Annotated in this window: 17 protein-coding genes and 1 tRNA gene; 7 read left to right on the top strand and 11 right to left on the bottom strand. The window is 59.4% G+C overall.

The features are described 5' to 3' along the window. Nucleotides 1-184: 184 nt before the first annotated feature. Nucleotides 185-1,306, bottom strand: coding sequence for an LptF/LptG family permease (locus NW829_RS02085; RefSeq protein WP_414350079.1), 1,122 nt, complete (start codon nucleotides 1,304-1,306; stop codon nucleotides 185-187). 254 nt (nucleotides 1,307-1,560) lie between these two features. Here NW829_RS02085 and NW829_RS02080 point away from each other — a divergent pair, with 254 nt between their 5' ends. After that, complete coding sequence (locus NW829_RS02080) at nucleotides 1,561-3,030, top strand: pyruvate kinase (RefSeq protein WP_414416331.1); 1,470 nt, start codon at nucleotides 1,561-1,563, stop codon at nucleotides 3,028-3,030. 12 nt (nucleotides 3,031-3,042) lie between these two features. Here the strand turns inward: NW829_RS02080 and lptB are convergent, their stop codons facing one another. Further along, nucleotides 3,043-3,771, bottom strand: coding sequence for an LPS export ABC transporter ATP-binding protein (gene lptB, locus NW829_RS02075; RefSeq protein WP_011433949.1), 729 nt, complete (start codon nucleotides 3,769-3,771; stop codon nucleotides 3,043-3,045). Between the two features lie 265 nt (nucleotides 3,772-4,036). Between lptB and NW829_RS02070 the strand changes: the two genes are divergently transcribed. Continuing rightward, nucleotides 4,037-4,333, top strand: coding sequence for a hypothetical protein (locus tag NW829_RS02070; protein WP_011433947.1), 297 nt, complete (start codon nucleotides 4,037-4,039; stop codon nucleotides 4,331-4,333). 167 nt (nucleotides 4,334-4,500) lie between these two features. Beyond that, complete coding sequence (locus tag NW829_RS02065; RefSeq protein ID WP_041436730.1) at nucleotides 4,501-4,992, top strand: pentapeptide repeat-containing protein; 492 nt, start codon at nucleotides 4,501-4,503, stop codon at nucleotides 4,990-4,992. Between the two features lie 76 nt (nucleotides 4,993-5,068). Here NW829_RS02065 and NW829_RS02060 read toward each other — a convergent pair. From NW829_RS02060 to NW829_RS02035, 6 genes are all read right to left on the bottom strand, one after another. Then, a tRNA-Leu gene (locus NW829_RS02060) sits at nucleotides 5,069-5,149 on the bottom strand. Nucleotides 5,150-5,239: 90 nt separating this feature from the next. Beyond that, a complete protein-coding gene (locus NW829_RS02055; protein WP_011433945.1) occupies nucleotides 5,240-6,163 on the bottom strand; it encodes an NAD(+) kinase in 924 nt (307 codons plus the stop codon). A 273-nt stretch (nucleotides 6,164-6,436) separates the two neighbouring features. Continuing rightward, entirely contained in the window at nucleotides 6,437-7,093 is a 657-nt protein-coding gene (locus NW829_RS02050) for a response regulator (RefSeq protein ID WP_414416330.1), read from the bottom strand. A 182-nt stretch (nucleotides 7,094-7,275) separates the two neighbouring features. Further along, the gene (locus NW829_RS02045; RefSeq protein ID WP_414412830.1) at nucleotides 7,276-7,611 is read right to left on the bottom strand and encodes a DUF3007 family protein; all 336 of its coding nucleotides are present in this window, start codon (nucleotides 7,609-7,611) and stop codon (nucleotides 7,276-7,278) included. A gap of 28 nt (nucleotides 7,612-7,639) precedes the next feature. Continuing rightward, on the bottom strand, nucleotides 7,640-7,861 hold the full coding sequence (ndhL, locus tag NW829_RS02040; RefSeq protein ID WP_011433942.1) for an NAD(P)H-quinone oxidoreductase subunit L: 222 nt from the start codon (nucleotides 7,859-7,861) through the stop codon (nucleotides 7,640-7,642). A 112-nt stretch (nucleotides 7,862-7,973) separates the two neighbouring features. Next, on the bottom strand, nucleotides 7,974-8,378 hold the full coding sequence (locus tag NW829_RS02035) for an NIL domain-containing protein (protein ID WP_414344412.1): 405 nt from the start codon (nucleotides 8,376-8,378) through the stop codon (nucleotides 7,974-7,976). 295 nt (nucleotides 8,379-8,673) lie between these two features. Between NW829_RS02035 and NW829_RS02030 the strand changes: the two genes are divergently transcribed. Together NW829_RS02030 and NW829_RS02025 are read left to right on the top strand one after the other, a co-directional pair. Further along, nucleotides 8,674-8,844, top strand: coding sequence for a hypothetical protein (locus tag NW829_RS02030; RefSeq protein ID WP_414391046.1), 171 nt, complete (start codon nucleotides 8,674-8,676; stop codon nucleotides 8,842-8,844). Between the two features lie 7 nt (nucleotides 8,845-8,851). After that, a complete protein-coding gene (locus NW829_RS02025) occupies nucleotides 8,852-11,287 on the top strand; it encodes an endonuclease MutS2 (RefSeq protein WP_414416329.1) in 2,436 nt (811 codons plus the stop codon). A 95-nt stretch (nucleotides 11,288-11,382) separates the two neighbouring features. Here the strand turns inward: NW829_RS02025 and NW829_RS02020 are convergent, their stop codons facing one another. The 3 genes from NW829_RS02020 to NW829_RS02010 all read right to left on the bottom strand — a co-directional run bounded on the left by NW829_RS02020 (nucleotide 11,383) and on the right by NW829_RS02010 (nucleotide 12,540). Further along, complete coding sequence (locus NW829_RS02020; RefSeq protein WP_414350074.1) at nucleotides 11,383-11,637, bottom strand: hypothetical protein; 255 nt, start codon at nucleotides 11,635-11,637, stop codon at nucleotides 11,383-11,385. A 122-nt stretch (nucleotides 11,638-11,759) separates the two neighbouring features. Then, a complete protein-coding gene (locus NW829_RS02015; RefSeq protein ID WP_414350073.1) occupies nucleotides 11,760-12,188 on the bottom strand; it encodes an urease subunit beta in 429 nt (142 codons plus the stop codon). 49 nt (nucleotides 12,189-12,237) lie between these two features. Continuing rightward, nucleotides 12,238-12,540 (bottom strand): urease subunit gamma, encoded by a 303-nt coding sequence (locus tag NW829_RS02010; RefSeq protein WP_011433938.1) that lies wholly within the window; start codon nucleotides 12,538-12,540, stop codon nucleotides 12,238-12,240. Nucleotides 12,541-12,967: 427 nt separating this feature from the next. Here NW829_RS02010 and hrcA point away from each other — a divergent pair, with 427 nt between their 5' ends. Both hrcA and tilS read left to right on the top strand, forming a co-directional pair. Beyond that, nucleotides 12,968-14,119, top strand: a complete 1,152-nt coding sequence (gene hrcA, locus NW829_RS02005; RefSeq protein ID WP_414416328.1) for a heat-inducible transcriptional repressor HrcA — start codon at nucleotides 12,968-12,970, stop codon at nucleotides 14,117-14,119. A 53-nt stretch (nucleotides 14,120-14,172) separates the two neighbouring features. Continuing rightward, a complete protein-coding gene (gene tilS, locus NW829_RS02000) occupies nucleotides 14,173-15,156 on the top strand; it encodes a tRNA lysidine(34) synthetase TilS (RefSeq protein ID WP_414416327.1) in 984 nt (327 codons plus the stop codon). The last annotated feature ends 34 nt before the right edge of the window (nucleotides 15,157-15,190 follow it).

The following is a 15,190-nucleotide window of genomic DNA, read 5'->3' as shown; positions in this document are numbered from 1 at the left end:
TATACATTATTTTCAGTATAGTTGAGCTTATTATTGACTAGAGTCATGCTCCCCCCAAGATCAGCAGGGCTAATCCGCCAAACATCCAATTCATCCAAGCTTGAACTTCCATGGGGGAGCTCTCCAGAATACGAGAATCCATTGGGCAGTTTTATCCTACATCTGGAGAAACGGTGCCCAGCAGCTACTGATTGGCTCGGTAAAGCAACCCCAGCCCTACGGCGGCACAGATCAAGTTGGGCAACCAAGCCGCCATTGCTGGCCCCAGCGTCCCAATTTGTCCCAGCGCCTGGGTGATGAACAGCAGCACATAGAAGGCAAAGATAATCAGCACACTGATGCCCAACCCCAAAGAGGAACCGGTGCGCTGCGGGCGCAGCCCCAAAGGCACCCCAATCAGGGTAAACGCCAGACACGCGAAAGGAATGGCATACTTTTGGTTGAGGCTGACCTGTAGACGACGCACCCGTTGCAGATCGCCAGAGCTGGCGATCACCTCGATGTAATGCTTCAGCTCCCGAATGTTCATTTCCTCAGGGCTGCGAATCTCCTGAGCCAGCTCCAGCGGCGCGCGAGGCAGACGCAACTCCTGCCGGCTGAAGGTGGCAATGTTGCTGTAGGTGCCATCCGGAGAAACGATGTAGTTGGTGCCATCCTCAAACACCCAAAGATTCTCTTGGGGATCCCAGCGCCCCCGCTGGGCCAGCAGAATTTGGTTGAGCGCCTCGTTGGAAAAATCCAGGACGATAATGCCGCGCATTTGCTTTCCATCGAAGCTGCGGGCGTAGAACTGACGGGTTAGCCCTTGTCGCCGGGAAAAGGTGCCGTCCGGCTCAGGCATGAGGATCTCGCCAAATTCTTGGTAGAGGATATTCTCCCGCCGGAAGTCCGGATCCCGATTTAAAGCTCGATTCAAAGTCGTGGCCGCTTGGCGATTGCTCACCGGCACCACCAGCTCATTGAACAGAAACGTTAACGTCGTCACCAGCAAGCTGAGGACGAGGGCAGGCACCATGAGGCGGTAAAGGCTCACCCCGCATCCGCGCAAGGCCGTGATCTCGTTGTCGGCAGACAAGCGCCCATAGGCCAGCAACGTCGCCAGCAACATGGACATCGGGAACGTCAAAACGATGATCCCCGGCGCCCGCAGCACGAACACCTGCAAGGCTGCTGAAATCGATAACCCTGCCTCCACCACCAGGCGCACCAGCTCGAACAGGGATCCCACCGCCATCACCAAGGTTGTGAAAGCTCCCACCCCAAAGAGAAACGGCAGCAGCATCTCCGAGAGGACATAGCGATCCATCAGGCCCACCGCGCAAACGAGGGAGAGCCTGTGGTCAGGCCGCTCGCGGGAACGGGCAGGAGGGAGAGAATGAAGTTTCACGCAACCCAAGGAAGTAGTAGGCAGGACAGCCGAAGGCTGTTAACGACTCTAGACCGGAACACTGGGCAATGAAAGGCTATCGCCTTCCTTTCTCAACCTAACCCGCCTATGATCGACCCCAAGTAAGCTCAGGCATAGAATTGGGCCGGGTTTGTCTTGGGAAGACTTTCGACATGGTTTCCTCCTCTTCCCCCTCCTGCAATCTTAGGAGTTTGCTGGAGCGGCTCCTGGAGCTGCGGCAGCAGGTTGTAGAGGGATCCCAGAAATACTTGGCCGCTTGGGGCTGCCTTACGAGCCCTCCTGCGGCCATCCACAACCTGGCGCGCTACCTGGCGCTGCGCCAACAGGATCTGCGCAGCTTGCAACTGGAGCTGGCGGCTGCGGGGCTGTCCTCGCTGGGGCGCTGTGAGTCGCGGGTTCTGGAGAGCCTGGATGCGGTGATTGCTATTTTGGCAGCCACCCAGGGTTTGACCCATACGGCACCCAGCTATGAAGAGTTTTACGCCGGGGATACGGCACTAGAGCAGCACGCCGAGGCGCTGTTTGGCCCCCCTTCTCCCCATCGCCGCGCGCGCATCATGGTGACCCTGCCCAGCGAAGCCGCCGAGCAGCCGGAGCTGTTGCTGCAGTTGTTGGAGCGGGGCATGAACGTGGCCCGCATCAACTGCGCCCACGACGAGCCCTCGGTGTGGGAGAAAATGGTGGCCCACTTGCGCCAGGCCGAAGCCCAGACCCAACGGCGTTGCAAGATTTTGCTGGACCTGGCCGGCCCCAAGATCCGCACCGGCCCAGTGGCCATGCCCCCCGGCAAAACCAAGGTGTACCGCGGGGATCGCATCCTGCTCACCGCGAAGGTTCCTGAGGCCAGCGCCGATATCTCCTGCCAGGTGACCTGCAGCCTGCCGGAGGTTTTGGCGCACCTGCAAGTGGGGGCAACCGTTTGGATCGACGACGGCAAAATCGGCGCCCGCGTGGTAAGGATCGAGCCGGCAGGCGTGGTGCTGGAGGTGGACAAAGTTGCCCCTCAGGGCAAGAAGTTGCGAGCAGAAAAAGGCCTCAATTTTCCTGACAGTCAGCTCCAGATCCGTTCCCTTACCGACAAAGACTGCCAAGACCTGGACTTTGTGGTGCGGCATGCCGACTTGGTGGGCTATTCCTTCGTCCAGCAGCCCGCGGACTTGCAGTTGCTGGTTTCTGAGCTGGAGCGGCGGCAGGCTCGCCCCGATCTGGGCTTGATCCTCAAGATGGAAACGCAGCGGGCGGTGAAAAACCTGCCGGCCTTGATCGCGACCGTTGCCGGCTGCCGGCCCCTGGGGGTGATGATTGCCCGCGGCGACCTGGCTGTGGAAATGGGTTGGCTGCGCTTAGGCGAGATCCAAGAGGAACTCCTGTGGATTTGTGAGGCAGCCCGCGTGCCGGTGGTTTGGGCTACCCAGGTGCTGGATCAGCTCACCAAGGAGGGCTTGCCCTCGCGGCCTGAGCTTTCCGATGCGGTGATGTCTGCCCGCGCCGAATGTGTGATGCTCAACAAGGGCCCCTACCTGCTGGAGGCGGTTGCCCTCCTGGACGAGCTGCTGGCTCGGATGCAGACCCACCAGCACAAGAAAAGCCAACGCCTGCGAGCTCTGTACTCCTGGAGGTGACCTGGAGCTGCCCTAGAGACGGAACTTCTCCCCCAGGTAATACTTGCGCACCAAGGGATCCGCCGCCAGCTCCGCCGCCGTGCCCTTGGCCAAAATGGCCCCGTCGTTGAGGATATAGGCCCGGTCGGTGATCTCCAGCGTCTCCCGCACGTTGTGGTCAGTAATCAAAACACCGATGCCCCGTTGCTTGAGCTTGGCCACCACCTCCTGAATATCCGCCACCGCGATGGGATCCACCCCCGCAAAGGGCTCATCCAGCAGCAGAAATTTCGGCCCGTGGATCCCAGCGGCCAAGGCACGGGCGATCTCCGCTCGGCGACGCTCCCCCCCCGATACCTGCAGGCCCAGGCTGTGGGCCACGTGGGCGATGCGAAACTCCTCCAGCAGTTGGTTGAGCCGCTGCTGCCAGAGGCGGCGAGGCACCCCCGTTTGCTCCATGATCAGCAGCAGGTTGTCTTGGATGCTGAGGCGACGAAAAATACTCGGCTCCTGGGCCAGGTAGCCGATCCCCAATTGGGCCCGGCGATGCATGGGCAGGTGGGTGATGTCTTGGTCATCCAACCAGACATGGCCGCGGTTGGGCTGGATCAGGCCGGTCATGATGTAGAACGTGGTGGTTTTCCCCGCCCCATTGGGGCCCAGCAGCCCCACGATTTCCCCCTGCTGAATGTTCAGGCTAACGTCGCTCACCACCTCACGGCGGCCATAGCGCTTACAGATGTTTTCTAAGTAGATCTGCATAGGGCCGGCACAGGGCTGCTGATCAATGCTTACTGATTCTGTAGGGCTGATTCTCTCCAACCGACAGGGATCCCGGCTGCCGCAGCGCACAGGCTACTTCCTCAAAGATGCCCCAAACCCCGCCCACAATCCAGGGGAGTGTAGGCAAAGTGGATCCCTCTCAAGCCAACTGGAGGGATCCTTAATGGGGTTCTCATATAGCTCACGGCAACTGCTCGCCCCCCTCAAAATGGGATCATTTCACTAGGGGATCCCTGGCCTTCCCATGCTTCGCTGCCCAGCTTGCTACTGGCTCAACTCCAACTCCGATTATCGCTGTCGTCGCTGTGGGCACTTTTTGCGCCATCGCCCGCTTCCTGTTGCCGAGAAACTCAACCCAAGAAGGCCAACAACCAGCCCTGCCGGCTGGCGGGAAATCCGCTGGGATCGCGTCCTGACTTCCTCGGCAATACTCGGGGTTTTGGTGGGGTTGGGGCAACTGTCTTGGCATTGGGTGCAGCCGCTGCTCAAAGATCCACCCCTTCCCAGTGTTGGCAACGGCCCGGCAGCTTCGGGACGATAGGACTCCAAACGTCATCCCGCCCTGAGAGAGCCTGCTATCAGGTGGGCCAGACAGACCTGCGGAGTGGCCGAAGCCAGAAGATGCCACTATCATGTGACCAGCGCAGAACCATCCCCCTCTGCTGTGTCCCTTCACGTAAACCTTCAAAATTGTGAGGCTTGGTAACCATGAACCTCAATCTCAAAGTTCCCGCCATTTGGGCACTACTGGCCACGGCAGCCTTGGCTTCCTCTGCCGCAGCCACAACCTACAACTCTTGTTTTATGCGCTACCTCATGGCTTCCCGCACCTGTCCCAACTGCCGCCTGGGATCCATTGAGCTGAGCAATCTGGATTTGGCGGAGGCCAATTTCAGCGGTTCCGATCTCATCGAGGCCAATCTGGAGCGCACCATCTTGACGGGCGCCGATCTCAGCCAGTCTTACCTGGTGGGGGCCAATTTGCGGCGGGCTCAATTGGGGGGAGCCAACCTGAGTGGCGCTTACCTGGAGGGGGCAGACTTGCGGGGGGCCAACCTGCGGGGGGCCGATCTCTCTTCTGCATCCCTGTACGGCGCCGACTTGCGGGGGGCCGATCTACGCGACGCCAACCTGGTTGGGGCTGACCTGCGCTTTGCTCGCACCTGGGGCGCACGCCTGCAGGGTGCCGTTCGGGAATAGTGCCAAAGGCCGAAGCCAGCTTCCCCTCTCCCTCTCTGGGAGAGGGACTAATGAATAACGCGTACTAATTGCGTAATGCGGATGGCGAGACTCGAACTCGCAAGGCAAAGCCACACGCCCCTCAAACGTGCGCGTATACCAATTCCGCCACATCCGCTTCCGAGCCTAACCATCATAGCGACAGAGGGGTGGAGTTGTTAAGGGCATTGGCCATTTTGCAGCTATGGCTTGTCCTGCCTCGGCAAAGTTAAGGCAACTCCACCGACGTGGGCTTGGAAGCGTGGGGCAGTCCCCACCCCAACTTCTCTCGCATAACCCGGAAAAATTCCGGTCGGCGCAGGCGCATCAAATCTGTCCAATAGGGGGCACGTACCACCCGAATCTGGTCTTCCGGCATGATGTAGCAGCCGGCATTTCCATCTACCACCAAAACCAGTGGCTGAGGGGTAACGGGGCTAATCCATACCTCCTCCGAATCGGGGAAGACCAAGGCCCGCGACGCCATGGAATGGGGGCAGATGGGAATCAGCTGCAAAACCGGCACCCCCGGTGTGATCACCGGCCCACCCGCCGAGAGGGCATAGGCCGTCGAGCCGGTGGGAGTAGCCAAGATGACTCCGTCGGCAGCCACATCCAGAGGTGAGTGATCCCCGATGGTGATCTCGAAGTGGCACATGCTGGTCAAAGGCTCGCGGTGCAACACCATCTCGTTTAAGCTCAAGACCTCCCAGCGCAATTCTTGCCCTCGGTAGGCTTGCACCAGCAACATGCTGCGGCGATCCAGGGTGTATTCCCCGGCAATGGCGGCACTGGCTGCCTCTTCTAGGTGAGGAAGGTAGGTCTCCGTCAGAAAGCCCAGATGGCCCGTATTCACCGCCAACAAGGGGATCCCTTTGGGGGCCAGTTGCCGTGCTGCTGCCAAGACGGTGCCATCTCCCCCCAACACCACCGCAAACTTCATGGTTTGATCAAATCCAGCCGGGGCCAGGCTATCTACTTTGGTCAGGCAGATGGGGCTGTCGGGCTTGGCATAACCGAGGATACCGCCCCAGTTGGGGGCCACACAGACTTCCCAGCCCTGCTCCTGAAACCAGCGGGCTAGGGTTTCGCTGCTGCGTTTGGCGGCGGGTTTGGCGTCGTTGTAGAGGATCCCGGCTTTGGGCTTGGTCATGGGCAATGGGAAGGCAGAGGTGCCAAAACTCTATCAGTTCTGCAGGCCCCTCTGCTGGCCAGGTGATCCATTCCACAATTTCTGCCAGCAGACTTCGCTGATACATTGACGCTGAACAAGACGGGTAGCTTGCACGGCGAGGCCATACACTGCTGCCCGGGGCTGCAGCGATTGCATCCTGCTCGTTGCCAATCGGCAGCTCAACCCTGGCAGGGCAAGAAGCTACGAGAAGCTACGAGGAAAAACGAGTGACGGCAGGTTGGAACGAGTACCTCAATCGACAGGGCGACCCCGGTACATCAGTCGGTACTTCACCTGCGGGGTCAAGTCTTTTTGCCCTGGATCCCCTTCCGCGGTGATGGGTTGTGGAGGGGCGGTGGGAGAGTGGGCGCTCGGCTGCGGGGGAGGGGTGGAAGAAGATGTACGGCTGACCTCCGCCGGCCATAAGCCCGCTTGCTTCAGAGCCCTGTGGAGCGCCTCCGTGTCAATAGGCAAAAACCACCTGGCAGCCTCGTAAATCCGTTCGAGGGAGTGGAGAAGGTCGCCGGCCTCCGCCAAGCCAGGGATCACATCTGCTGCCCCCTGGTAGATTGCCCAGCGCCGCTCTGCGGGCTCGATGTGGCGGCGGGGGTGATGAGTCAGGATAACAGGGATGTTGGGCAGCTTGCTTTGACACTCTCGACAAAAGGCATAGGGGTTAAACAGCCCCGTCGTCATGTCCACCACCATCAGATCCAAATCCAGAGGCTGACTTGCTGCCACCTCCAGCAGATCTTCACGCGGGGAAACCAGCACCACAGAGTGCCCCTGAGACTCCAGCGCCAACTTCCAGAGATGAATTTGCAAGGGCTGGCCCTGAGCTAGCAGTATGGTTTTGCTCACCGTAGATGGAGAGATGTGAGTAGAAGGAAAGGCAAAGGCTTGCACCACTTAATAATCCGTCGTACGCCAGAATCTTGTGCGGGGCGTAATGTAGCATTCTTAGGGGAAGCAAATGGTAACCGGATATACAGATATACAAGTATTGCGGTTTAAGCCCGACGCTCCATACCCTTAAACCTGGATCCCCAGCAGCCGACAGCCAATTTCTGGGTGCGGCCTGTCCAATGGCCTCAATGTTTCTCCTGCTCAACCCAATCCGGGATCCCTTCTTTCTCGCTTTCCAATTCAGCTTGCAGGGCCTGCAACTCTTCTGGGGAGAGGGAGCGGAGCCTCTCTTGAATCTGCTGGGTCTCGAAGCTGGCCCATTGAGCCTTCAGGGTCATTTCCCCCCGCAGCACCCGCTTCAGGTAGCCAAAAGTCCACCCCAAGCAGGCCAATAGAAGCACCACGCTCGATATCTGCTGCGCGGCCCCCGTATCCAAGCCCGCCCAAAGCAGCAGGCCGTAGAGGATCCCTCCCCCCAGCAGCAGGGCCAAGCCTATAGCAAGAACATCCAATCTGCGCATGGCTCAGTGAACCGATAAACGGCTGACCTTACAGCGACCGAGGCTTGGGCCGAAACGTCATGAAGGGAGCCAAGAGCACCATGCCGGGAAAGAAAAACAAGACCAAGAAAAACATCAGCACCTTTTCCCAAGCACTGCCTGAAGTCCAGCGTTTGTCCACGTACAGCAGAGACAACAGAGGCAGCACCAGCAAATAGAGAACAGCCAAACCGGCATAAGTTAACCCGATCAACGATGGAGTAGAAGCCATGTCGAGTGCGTCCTGCAGCTATTTGACCTGTGTCCAACAAGTCTAACAGCATTGTTAACGGCATTGTGAAGAGATTTGTCGGCTGAAGGAAGTCGGTAACTCGGCCAACTGACTACAAACTGGTGCTGATCGCCCCAACGGGGCAGGTGGCAACACACTGTTCGCACATGACACAGCGGTTGCGAGAGAACTCCAGCTTCCAGCTGGGAGCAGAAATCTTCAGGGCCTCGGTTGGGCAAACTCCCGTACACAATCCACAGTCCACGCACAAGTCTGGGTCGATTTGAATTTCCTTGGCCCGTTCAGTCACCTCAATGCCCAAAGACTGTACCCATTCCAATCCTGCTTCCACCTGGTCGATATCCCCCGACAGCTCCACCACCAAAGTACCCACTTCGTTGGGGGCTACCCTGGCGCGCACGATATTGGCAGCCACATCGAAGTCTTTGGCCAACCGATAGGTGAGGGGCACATTCACCAAATGGCGGGGGAAAATGAGGGTGACTCGTTTGCGCACGGATCTTGAGTGTTTTGAGTGCAGCAACTTCCTTCAGTATGGCAGGCTTGTGAGGTTCAGTTTGGCCGTGAATGCAGCTCACTTCCACCCTCCACAGGACACCCAAGGCGAACCCCACAGCGGTAGGGCGGGGCTTTGAACCCAGTTTTTCGGTGAGCTCAGCTTCTTGGGAAGATCACCAGAGGCAGCGCGTGAGACAACGGCGCCATTATCAGCGTGCCCCTCTCACCAAAAGCTATCTGTGGAAGCCGACCCAGAGCCTGCCACAATAGGATGGAGAGCGTCCCCGATCCCTATGAACCCATCTTTTGCTCAGCCCCGTCTCAACTCAGAGCAGTACCGGCAGATGCTGGTGCGGGATGGCGAGCGTCGCTTCCGCGAGTGGCACACGGCCTTCCTCAAGTACCAACGGCAGTTTTTGCAGGAGATGAAGCAACTGCGTCTCCAGGGTTCTTTGCATCGCTGAATGGTTAATGCCCACCGTCCCCACCTTGCACCCGCTGCCAGTCTTCTCCAAGCCCGATCCCTCCCCAAGGCCTACGGCCTGCCAAGGCGAACGGCAAGAAACCTTGGAATTGCTGGAGTGGCCCCGCCTTTGTCAGCACTTGGCCACCTTTGCGGCCACACCCTTGGGCCGCCGCGCCTGCTTGGAGCTGGATCCCTGGCAGAGCCGCGCCGACAGCGAAGCCTACCTTGAGCAGACGGAAGAGGCGATCCGCCTCGATCGCACACAGGCCGGGGGACTTTCTATGGCAGGGATCCACAACCTGCTGCCGGCTTTGGAACGGGCTGAACGGGGGGGGATCCTGAGCGGAGAAGAGCTGGTGCAGATCGCTACAACTCTGGGGGCGGCCCGCCGCATTCGTCGTCTGATCGACGACCACGACCATCTGCCACGCTTGCAAACTTGGGTGAGCACCCTGCGCACCTACCCGGAGCTGGAGCAGGAGATCTTCCGCTGCCTGGAGGAACATGGCGAGGTGCGGGACAGCGCCAGCCCTGCCCTTGCCAATCTGCGCCAGCAGCAACGGCAACAGCGCAGCCAGATCCAGGAGCGCCTGCAACAGTTGATGAGCCAGTACCCCCAGGCGCTGCAGGATACCCTGATCGGCCAGCGGCAGGGACGGTTTGTCCTGATGGTGAAGGCCACCCATCGGGATCTCATCCGCGGCCTTGTGCACGACAGCTCTGCCAGTGGAGCCACCCTCTATGTGGAGCCCTACGCCGTGGTGGAACTGGGCAACCGCTGGCGAGAAACCCAAGCTCAGATTCAGGCGGAGGAAGAGCGGATCTTGGCCGCGCTCTCGGCTCAGGTGGCAGCCGTGGCCACCGATCTGGAGCATTTGCAGGGGGTGATGGTGGGGTTGGATGTGGCTCTGGCTCGGGGTCGCTACAGCCTCTGGCTGGAGGGCAATCGTCCCCAGTTTGTCTCGGCAGGATTGCGCCTGCGTCAGGCCAAGCACCCTCTGCTGCTCTGGCAATCTCGCGCCGCTGCCCCTTCGGAGGGTCAAGGCTCTGCCGTTGTCCCCATCGACTTCACCCTCTCGGACTCCATTCGTGTCGTGGTTATCACCGGCCCCAACACCGGCGGCAAAACCGTTGCCCTGAAAACCCTGGGCCTGCTGGTGCTCATGGCCAAGGCGGGGATCTTCCTGCCGGCTCAGGATCCGCCCCAGCTGCCTTGGTTCGACGGGGTTTACGCCGACATTGGGGACGAGCAGTCGCTGCAACAAAATCTCTCCACCTTTTCGGGGCACATCCGCCGCATCAGCCGCATCGTGCAGGCCCTGCAGTCTGCTCCGGAGCCGGCCCTTGTCCTGTTGGATGAGGTGGGGGCGGGCACGGATCCCACCGAAGGCGCTGCCCTGGCGGCTGGGCTATTGGAGTACCTCTCGGAAAGGGCACTGCTCACCCTGGCTACCACCCACTACGGCGAGCTAAAGGCCCTGAAATACCAACATCCCGGCTTTGAAAATGCCTCAGTGGAGTTCGATGAGGTCACCCTGGCCCCCACCTATCGCCTTTTGTGGGGGATCCCAGGCCGCTCCAACGCCTTGGCCATTGCCCAACGGCTGCAGTTGGATCCAGAGATTCTGCGGCGGGCCCAGCGGCACCTGCAAGGGGAAAGCCAGGTGGATAGGGTCATTGCCGGCCTGGAAGCGCAGCGGGCTCAATTGGAAGAGCGGGCGGCCCAGGTGGGATCCCTGCATCGAGAGCTGGAGAGCCTACATCAACAAATGCAGCAGCGCAGCCGCCAAATTGCCGAGCGAGAAGCTCAACTGGAGCACAAGCAAAACCAAGAACTGCAAGCCCTGTTGGCTGCTGCCCGTCAGGAAGTGGCTGCCGCCATCCGCAGATTGCAGCAGGGAGAGGATCCCCAACGCATTACTGCCGAGCTGGCGCAAATCCAGCAGCGCTACTCTCCCCCACCGCCGCCTGTGGATATGGAGTTTGTGCCAGAGGTGGGAGATCGGGTGCGGCTGAGAGGCTTGGGTCAGACGGGGGAAGTGATCGCCATCGAAGGAGATGTATATGTAGTGCGCAGCGGCATCCTCAAATTCACAGTGCCACGGGGGCAGTTGGATCCCATCGATGAACACCAGGCTAAGCAACGCCAACGCCCCAAAGCCCCACCTCCCTCCCCTGCAGCCACCGCTCCCCTGAACCTGCGCACCAGCCAGAACACCCTCGATCTGAGGGGGAAAACCGTTGCTGATGCTGAGGCCATTCTGGAACAGCACTTTGCCCAAGCTCCTCCCGGCCCGGTTTGGATCATCCACGGCCACGGCACAGGGCGCCTGAAAGCCGGCGTCCAGGCTTATCTCCAAAATCACCCGCGCGTTCAGCGTTTTTCAGCCGCTGATCCCGAAGACGGCGGTACTGGAGTGACCGTGGCTCATTTACAGTGAGGCTTGTACAGTGAGGCTTGCCAGTGCCAGAAGGGAGTAGGGGTGGTCGCGTTGGCATTCTCGAGTCGGAGACCGGACAAGTGCCGGGCGATGTCTCAAGCTTGACTGTGGAGCACTGCCGCTGCTGAGCTGACGGGCTGGGATCCCCTCTGTTGTCGCTGGCTTTGCCAGAGCCAGTAGCCCCGCAGCAGTTGGCTATCCCCAATGAGCTTCAACATCACCGCCACCGTTGCACCTGTCCAACTGAGAGGCCCAAAGGCGGCGCCTGCTGCTGCCAACAGCGCCAACCCAGAAAGATTTAGCCCCAAGCCTTGCACCCACATCCACAAGACAGTCTCGCGCTCTGACATCTGTCAGCTCCTAGAGGAGAAATAGGATAGCCCTACTGTCCTGAATCTGAGCAGAGACGGGGATGGGGTTGAGCCTTGACACCGCTGCCCAAAGCTGCACACTTGAGGGGGGCATATTCCCCCTACGGATGGGCTGCTTCACCCAGCCACTCCTGCAATCGGGCCAGAGCCAGCCGCTTCTGGGCAGCGGAGCGTATCGTGCCCTCCGTGAGCCGATTGAAGCCATGCACCAACCCCTTGCCCCCCAAAGCCACCAGCGTTACCCGATGGGTTTGCCCTGGCTCAAAACGCACTGCGTTGCCGGAAGGGATGTTGAGGCGCATGCCAAAGCTGGCGGCGCGATCGAAAACCAGGGCCCGGTTCACCTCGAAAAAGTGAAAATGGGATCCCACCTGAATGGGCCGATCCCCTCGGTTGGTAACCTCCAGGGTCACGGTGGCCCGTCCGACGTTGGCTTGGATGGGATCCTCTGCCAGCAACAGTTCCCCTGGGATTAGGGCTGGCTCCGCGTTGGCGCCAGGCGTGGTTTTGGATCTGCGGCCAGAGGGCATGGGGACAACCTCCTGAAGTTTTTCGGTCTTTGGAGCATCTGGGGGATCCCTAGCGAATGGGGTGGTGTAGGGTAACCAGCTTGGTTCCGTCGGGGAAAGTAGCCTCCACTTGAATTTCCGGGATCATCTCTGGGATCCCGGGCATCACGTCCTCGCGGGTCAGCCACGTCAGCCCCTCGCTCATCAATTGGGCGACTGTTTTCCCCTCCCGCGCCCCTTCCAAAACCGCTGCGCTCAAGTAGGCCACCGCCTCAGGGTAATTGAGTTTGAGGCCCCGCTGCCGCCGATCCCGAGCCAACTGGGCAGCCAGGTAGATCAACAACTTGTCTTTCTCCTGGGGGGATAAGTACATGGGGCAACCTCAAAGATAAAAAAGGATACAAAGAGGACAGCAGCAGGCCCAGTTGGCCTAGAGTTGACCGAACTCATGCGCAGAAATCCCCAGTCTTGGCGCAGCGGACTGTTGCTACGCAACAAGGTGGCTAGCCGTAGTTCATCTTCTACCACCTCTGGGCAAAAAAGGGGAGCCCAGGCTACAAGAGATTTCACTCTCTCCTGCACAAGCAGCAGTCTCAACCTCTTCCGACATCGGGTTTTGCAACTTCCTTCCTAGGCAACCCGCTATATAAAGAGTAACAATAGATGCATATAGATTAGAAGATGTAAAAGTCTGTCTGGATTCCTATCTCAGCTCTGAGTTGGTTTATCCTGGAGCAATTTACCGGCTCTGTATTAACAGTTTCCTTTGATAGGCGTTGACTGGGTTCTTTTGATCGGCTATGAAACTCGAACTGACTCCCCGCCAGCGGAAAATTCTCTGGGCGACGGTGCGCAGCTACATTGCGACGGCTGAACCTGTCGGTTCCAAAACCTTGGCCCAGTCCTATAACTTTGGGGTGAGCACGGCCACCATTCGCAACGACTTGGCCACCCTTGAGCAAGTGGGGTTACTGTTTCAGCCCCACACCTCCGCCGGACGGGTTCCTTCCGACTTTGGCTATCGGGTTTATGTCAACGATTTGTTGACCTCTGCCAACAGCGGTGGGATCCCTCACGATGCTCCTCAGCCGGATCCCCATCCCGCTCTGCAACAGTTGATGGATCAGCTTGGCCGTGAGCTGGTAGACGACCTAGACAGCCTCCTGCAAAGGGTAGCTCAGCTTTTGGCCCATCTGAGCGGTTGCATTGCTCTCATCACTCCTCCTCAGGGGCCGGTGGTAGCCATTCATCATGTGCAGTTGGTGTCGGTAGCGCCAGGGCGGGTGATGGTGTTGGTGGTAACCGACTCCTATCAAACCCATTCAGCTCTGGTCAGCCCCCCCGACTGGCCCAGCGACTCCCGAGAGGATTTGGAAGATGAATTGCAATTGCTCAGCAACTTTCTCACCCTGAAGCTGCGGGGCAAAACCTTTGCCGAGTTGCAGGATCTGAGCTGGCTGAAACTGGATGAAGAATTTCGTACCTACGGCTATTGGCTGCAGCAACTGCTGCGCTCGGTGGTGCAACGCTGTCTACAGCCCTCTCTGGGGCAGGTGTTCAGTGCCGGTATGGCCGAGTTGATGCGTCAGCCGGAGTTTTCCCAGGCCCGGCAGGTGCAGGCAGTGATGCAGTTGATCGAGGAGGGAGCCAAGCAACTTCAGGGGATGATTGGGCTCCATTTTGCCGATGGGGGTTTGCCCTCTCTGCCGAGCTCAACGGAGATGGATCAGGAGTCGGGACAGTCTGCCCGCAAGACCCCGGTGATCATCTACATTGGCAGCGAGAATCCACTGGAGTCTCTGCACCACTGTACGGTTATCACCTCCACTTACCACCGTCGCTCAGCTCCTCTGGGTACGGTCACCTTGCTGGGGCCGACCCGAATGGCCTACGAGCGCAGCATTGCTGCTGTGCAGGCGGTGGCCTCTCATCTGACCCGAGCTCTTGCCTAAGGGATCCCATAAAGGCAGGCAGGGTCTGGGTTGCACCTGAGCAATAACAAGCTGTGGCCAGGCTCTCTCCTCTCCACCTGCGGGTACAGTGCGCCATTCGGCAGCGGCAACTTCTTCACCCTGGCCAGCGGCTGCTGGTGGCTTTTTCGGGCGGGCAAGATTCTTTTTGTCTGCTCCAAATCCTGCGGGATCTACAGCCTCGCTGGGGCTGGCAGCTCTTCGTTTTGCATTGCGATCACCGCTGGTCGGCAGATGAAACGGAGTGTGCCCGCTTTTTGCAGGGGTGGCTGCAGCAGCAGGGACTACCTCATGCTGTTGAGACTGCGGATCCCATCCGCCGAGACGAAGCAGGGGCCAGGGCTTGGCGCTACCAACAACTGGAGAAATGGGCCCGCACCTGGGACTGCAGCGCCGTGGTGATGGGGCATACGGCCAGCGACCGGGCCGAGACATTTTTATGGAACTTGCTGCGAGGGACAGGAGCCGCCGGGCTGAGCAGCCTAGATTGGCAGCGTCGCCTGGACGACCGGGATCCCACCTCTGCCCAAGTGGTGCGACCCCTGCTGGAGCTATACCGTTGGGAAACCGAACAATTTTGCCAGCAGCACCAATTGCCGGTCTGGCCGGATCGCAGCAACCAAGATCTGGCCCATTGCCGCAACCGTCTCCGCCTGGAGGTGATGCCCTACTTGAAGCAGCACTTTAATCCGCAACTGGAAGCGGCCCTGAATCGGGCTGCCACGCTGCTCCAAGCAGAACATGAGCTGGTGGTAGCCCAAGCAGCTCAGCTATGGCAGCAGGTGTATGAGCCCGCTTTGCCAGGGCTGCGACGGGATCCCTTGCGGGCTGCCCCCTTGGCTCTGCAGCGGCAGGTAATGTTCCAGTTTTTGTCCCTGGTGTTGCCCCACCACCCCACCTTTGAACAGGTAGAAGCCGGGATCCAGCTCTTAAAAGCAGACCGAGGCAGCCGTAGCCCCGATTATCCAGGTGGGCACTGGCTGGAAGTGAAAGGGGATCACTTGGTTTGTTTCCATTAATTTTTCCATTAATTCCACTTCCCCGAAGGGAAGC

Source organism: Synechococcus sp. R55.8 (assembly GCF_047461895.1).
GTDB lineage: Bacteria > Cyanobacteriota > Cyanobacteriia > Thermostichales > Thermostichaceae > Thermostichus.
Note: the sequence above shows the minus strand (reverse complement) of the source record. Positions and strands in the feature narration are given on the sequence as shown.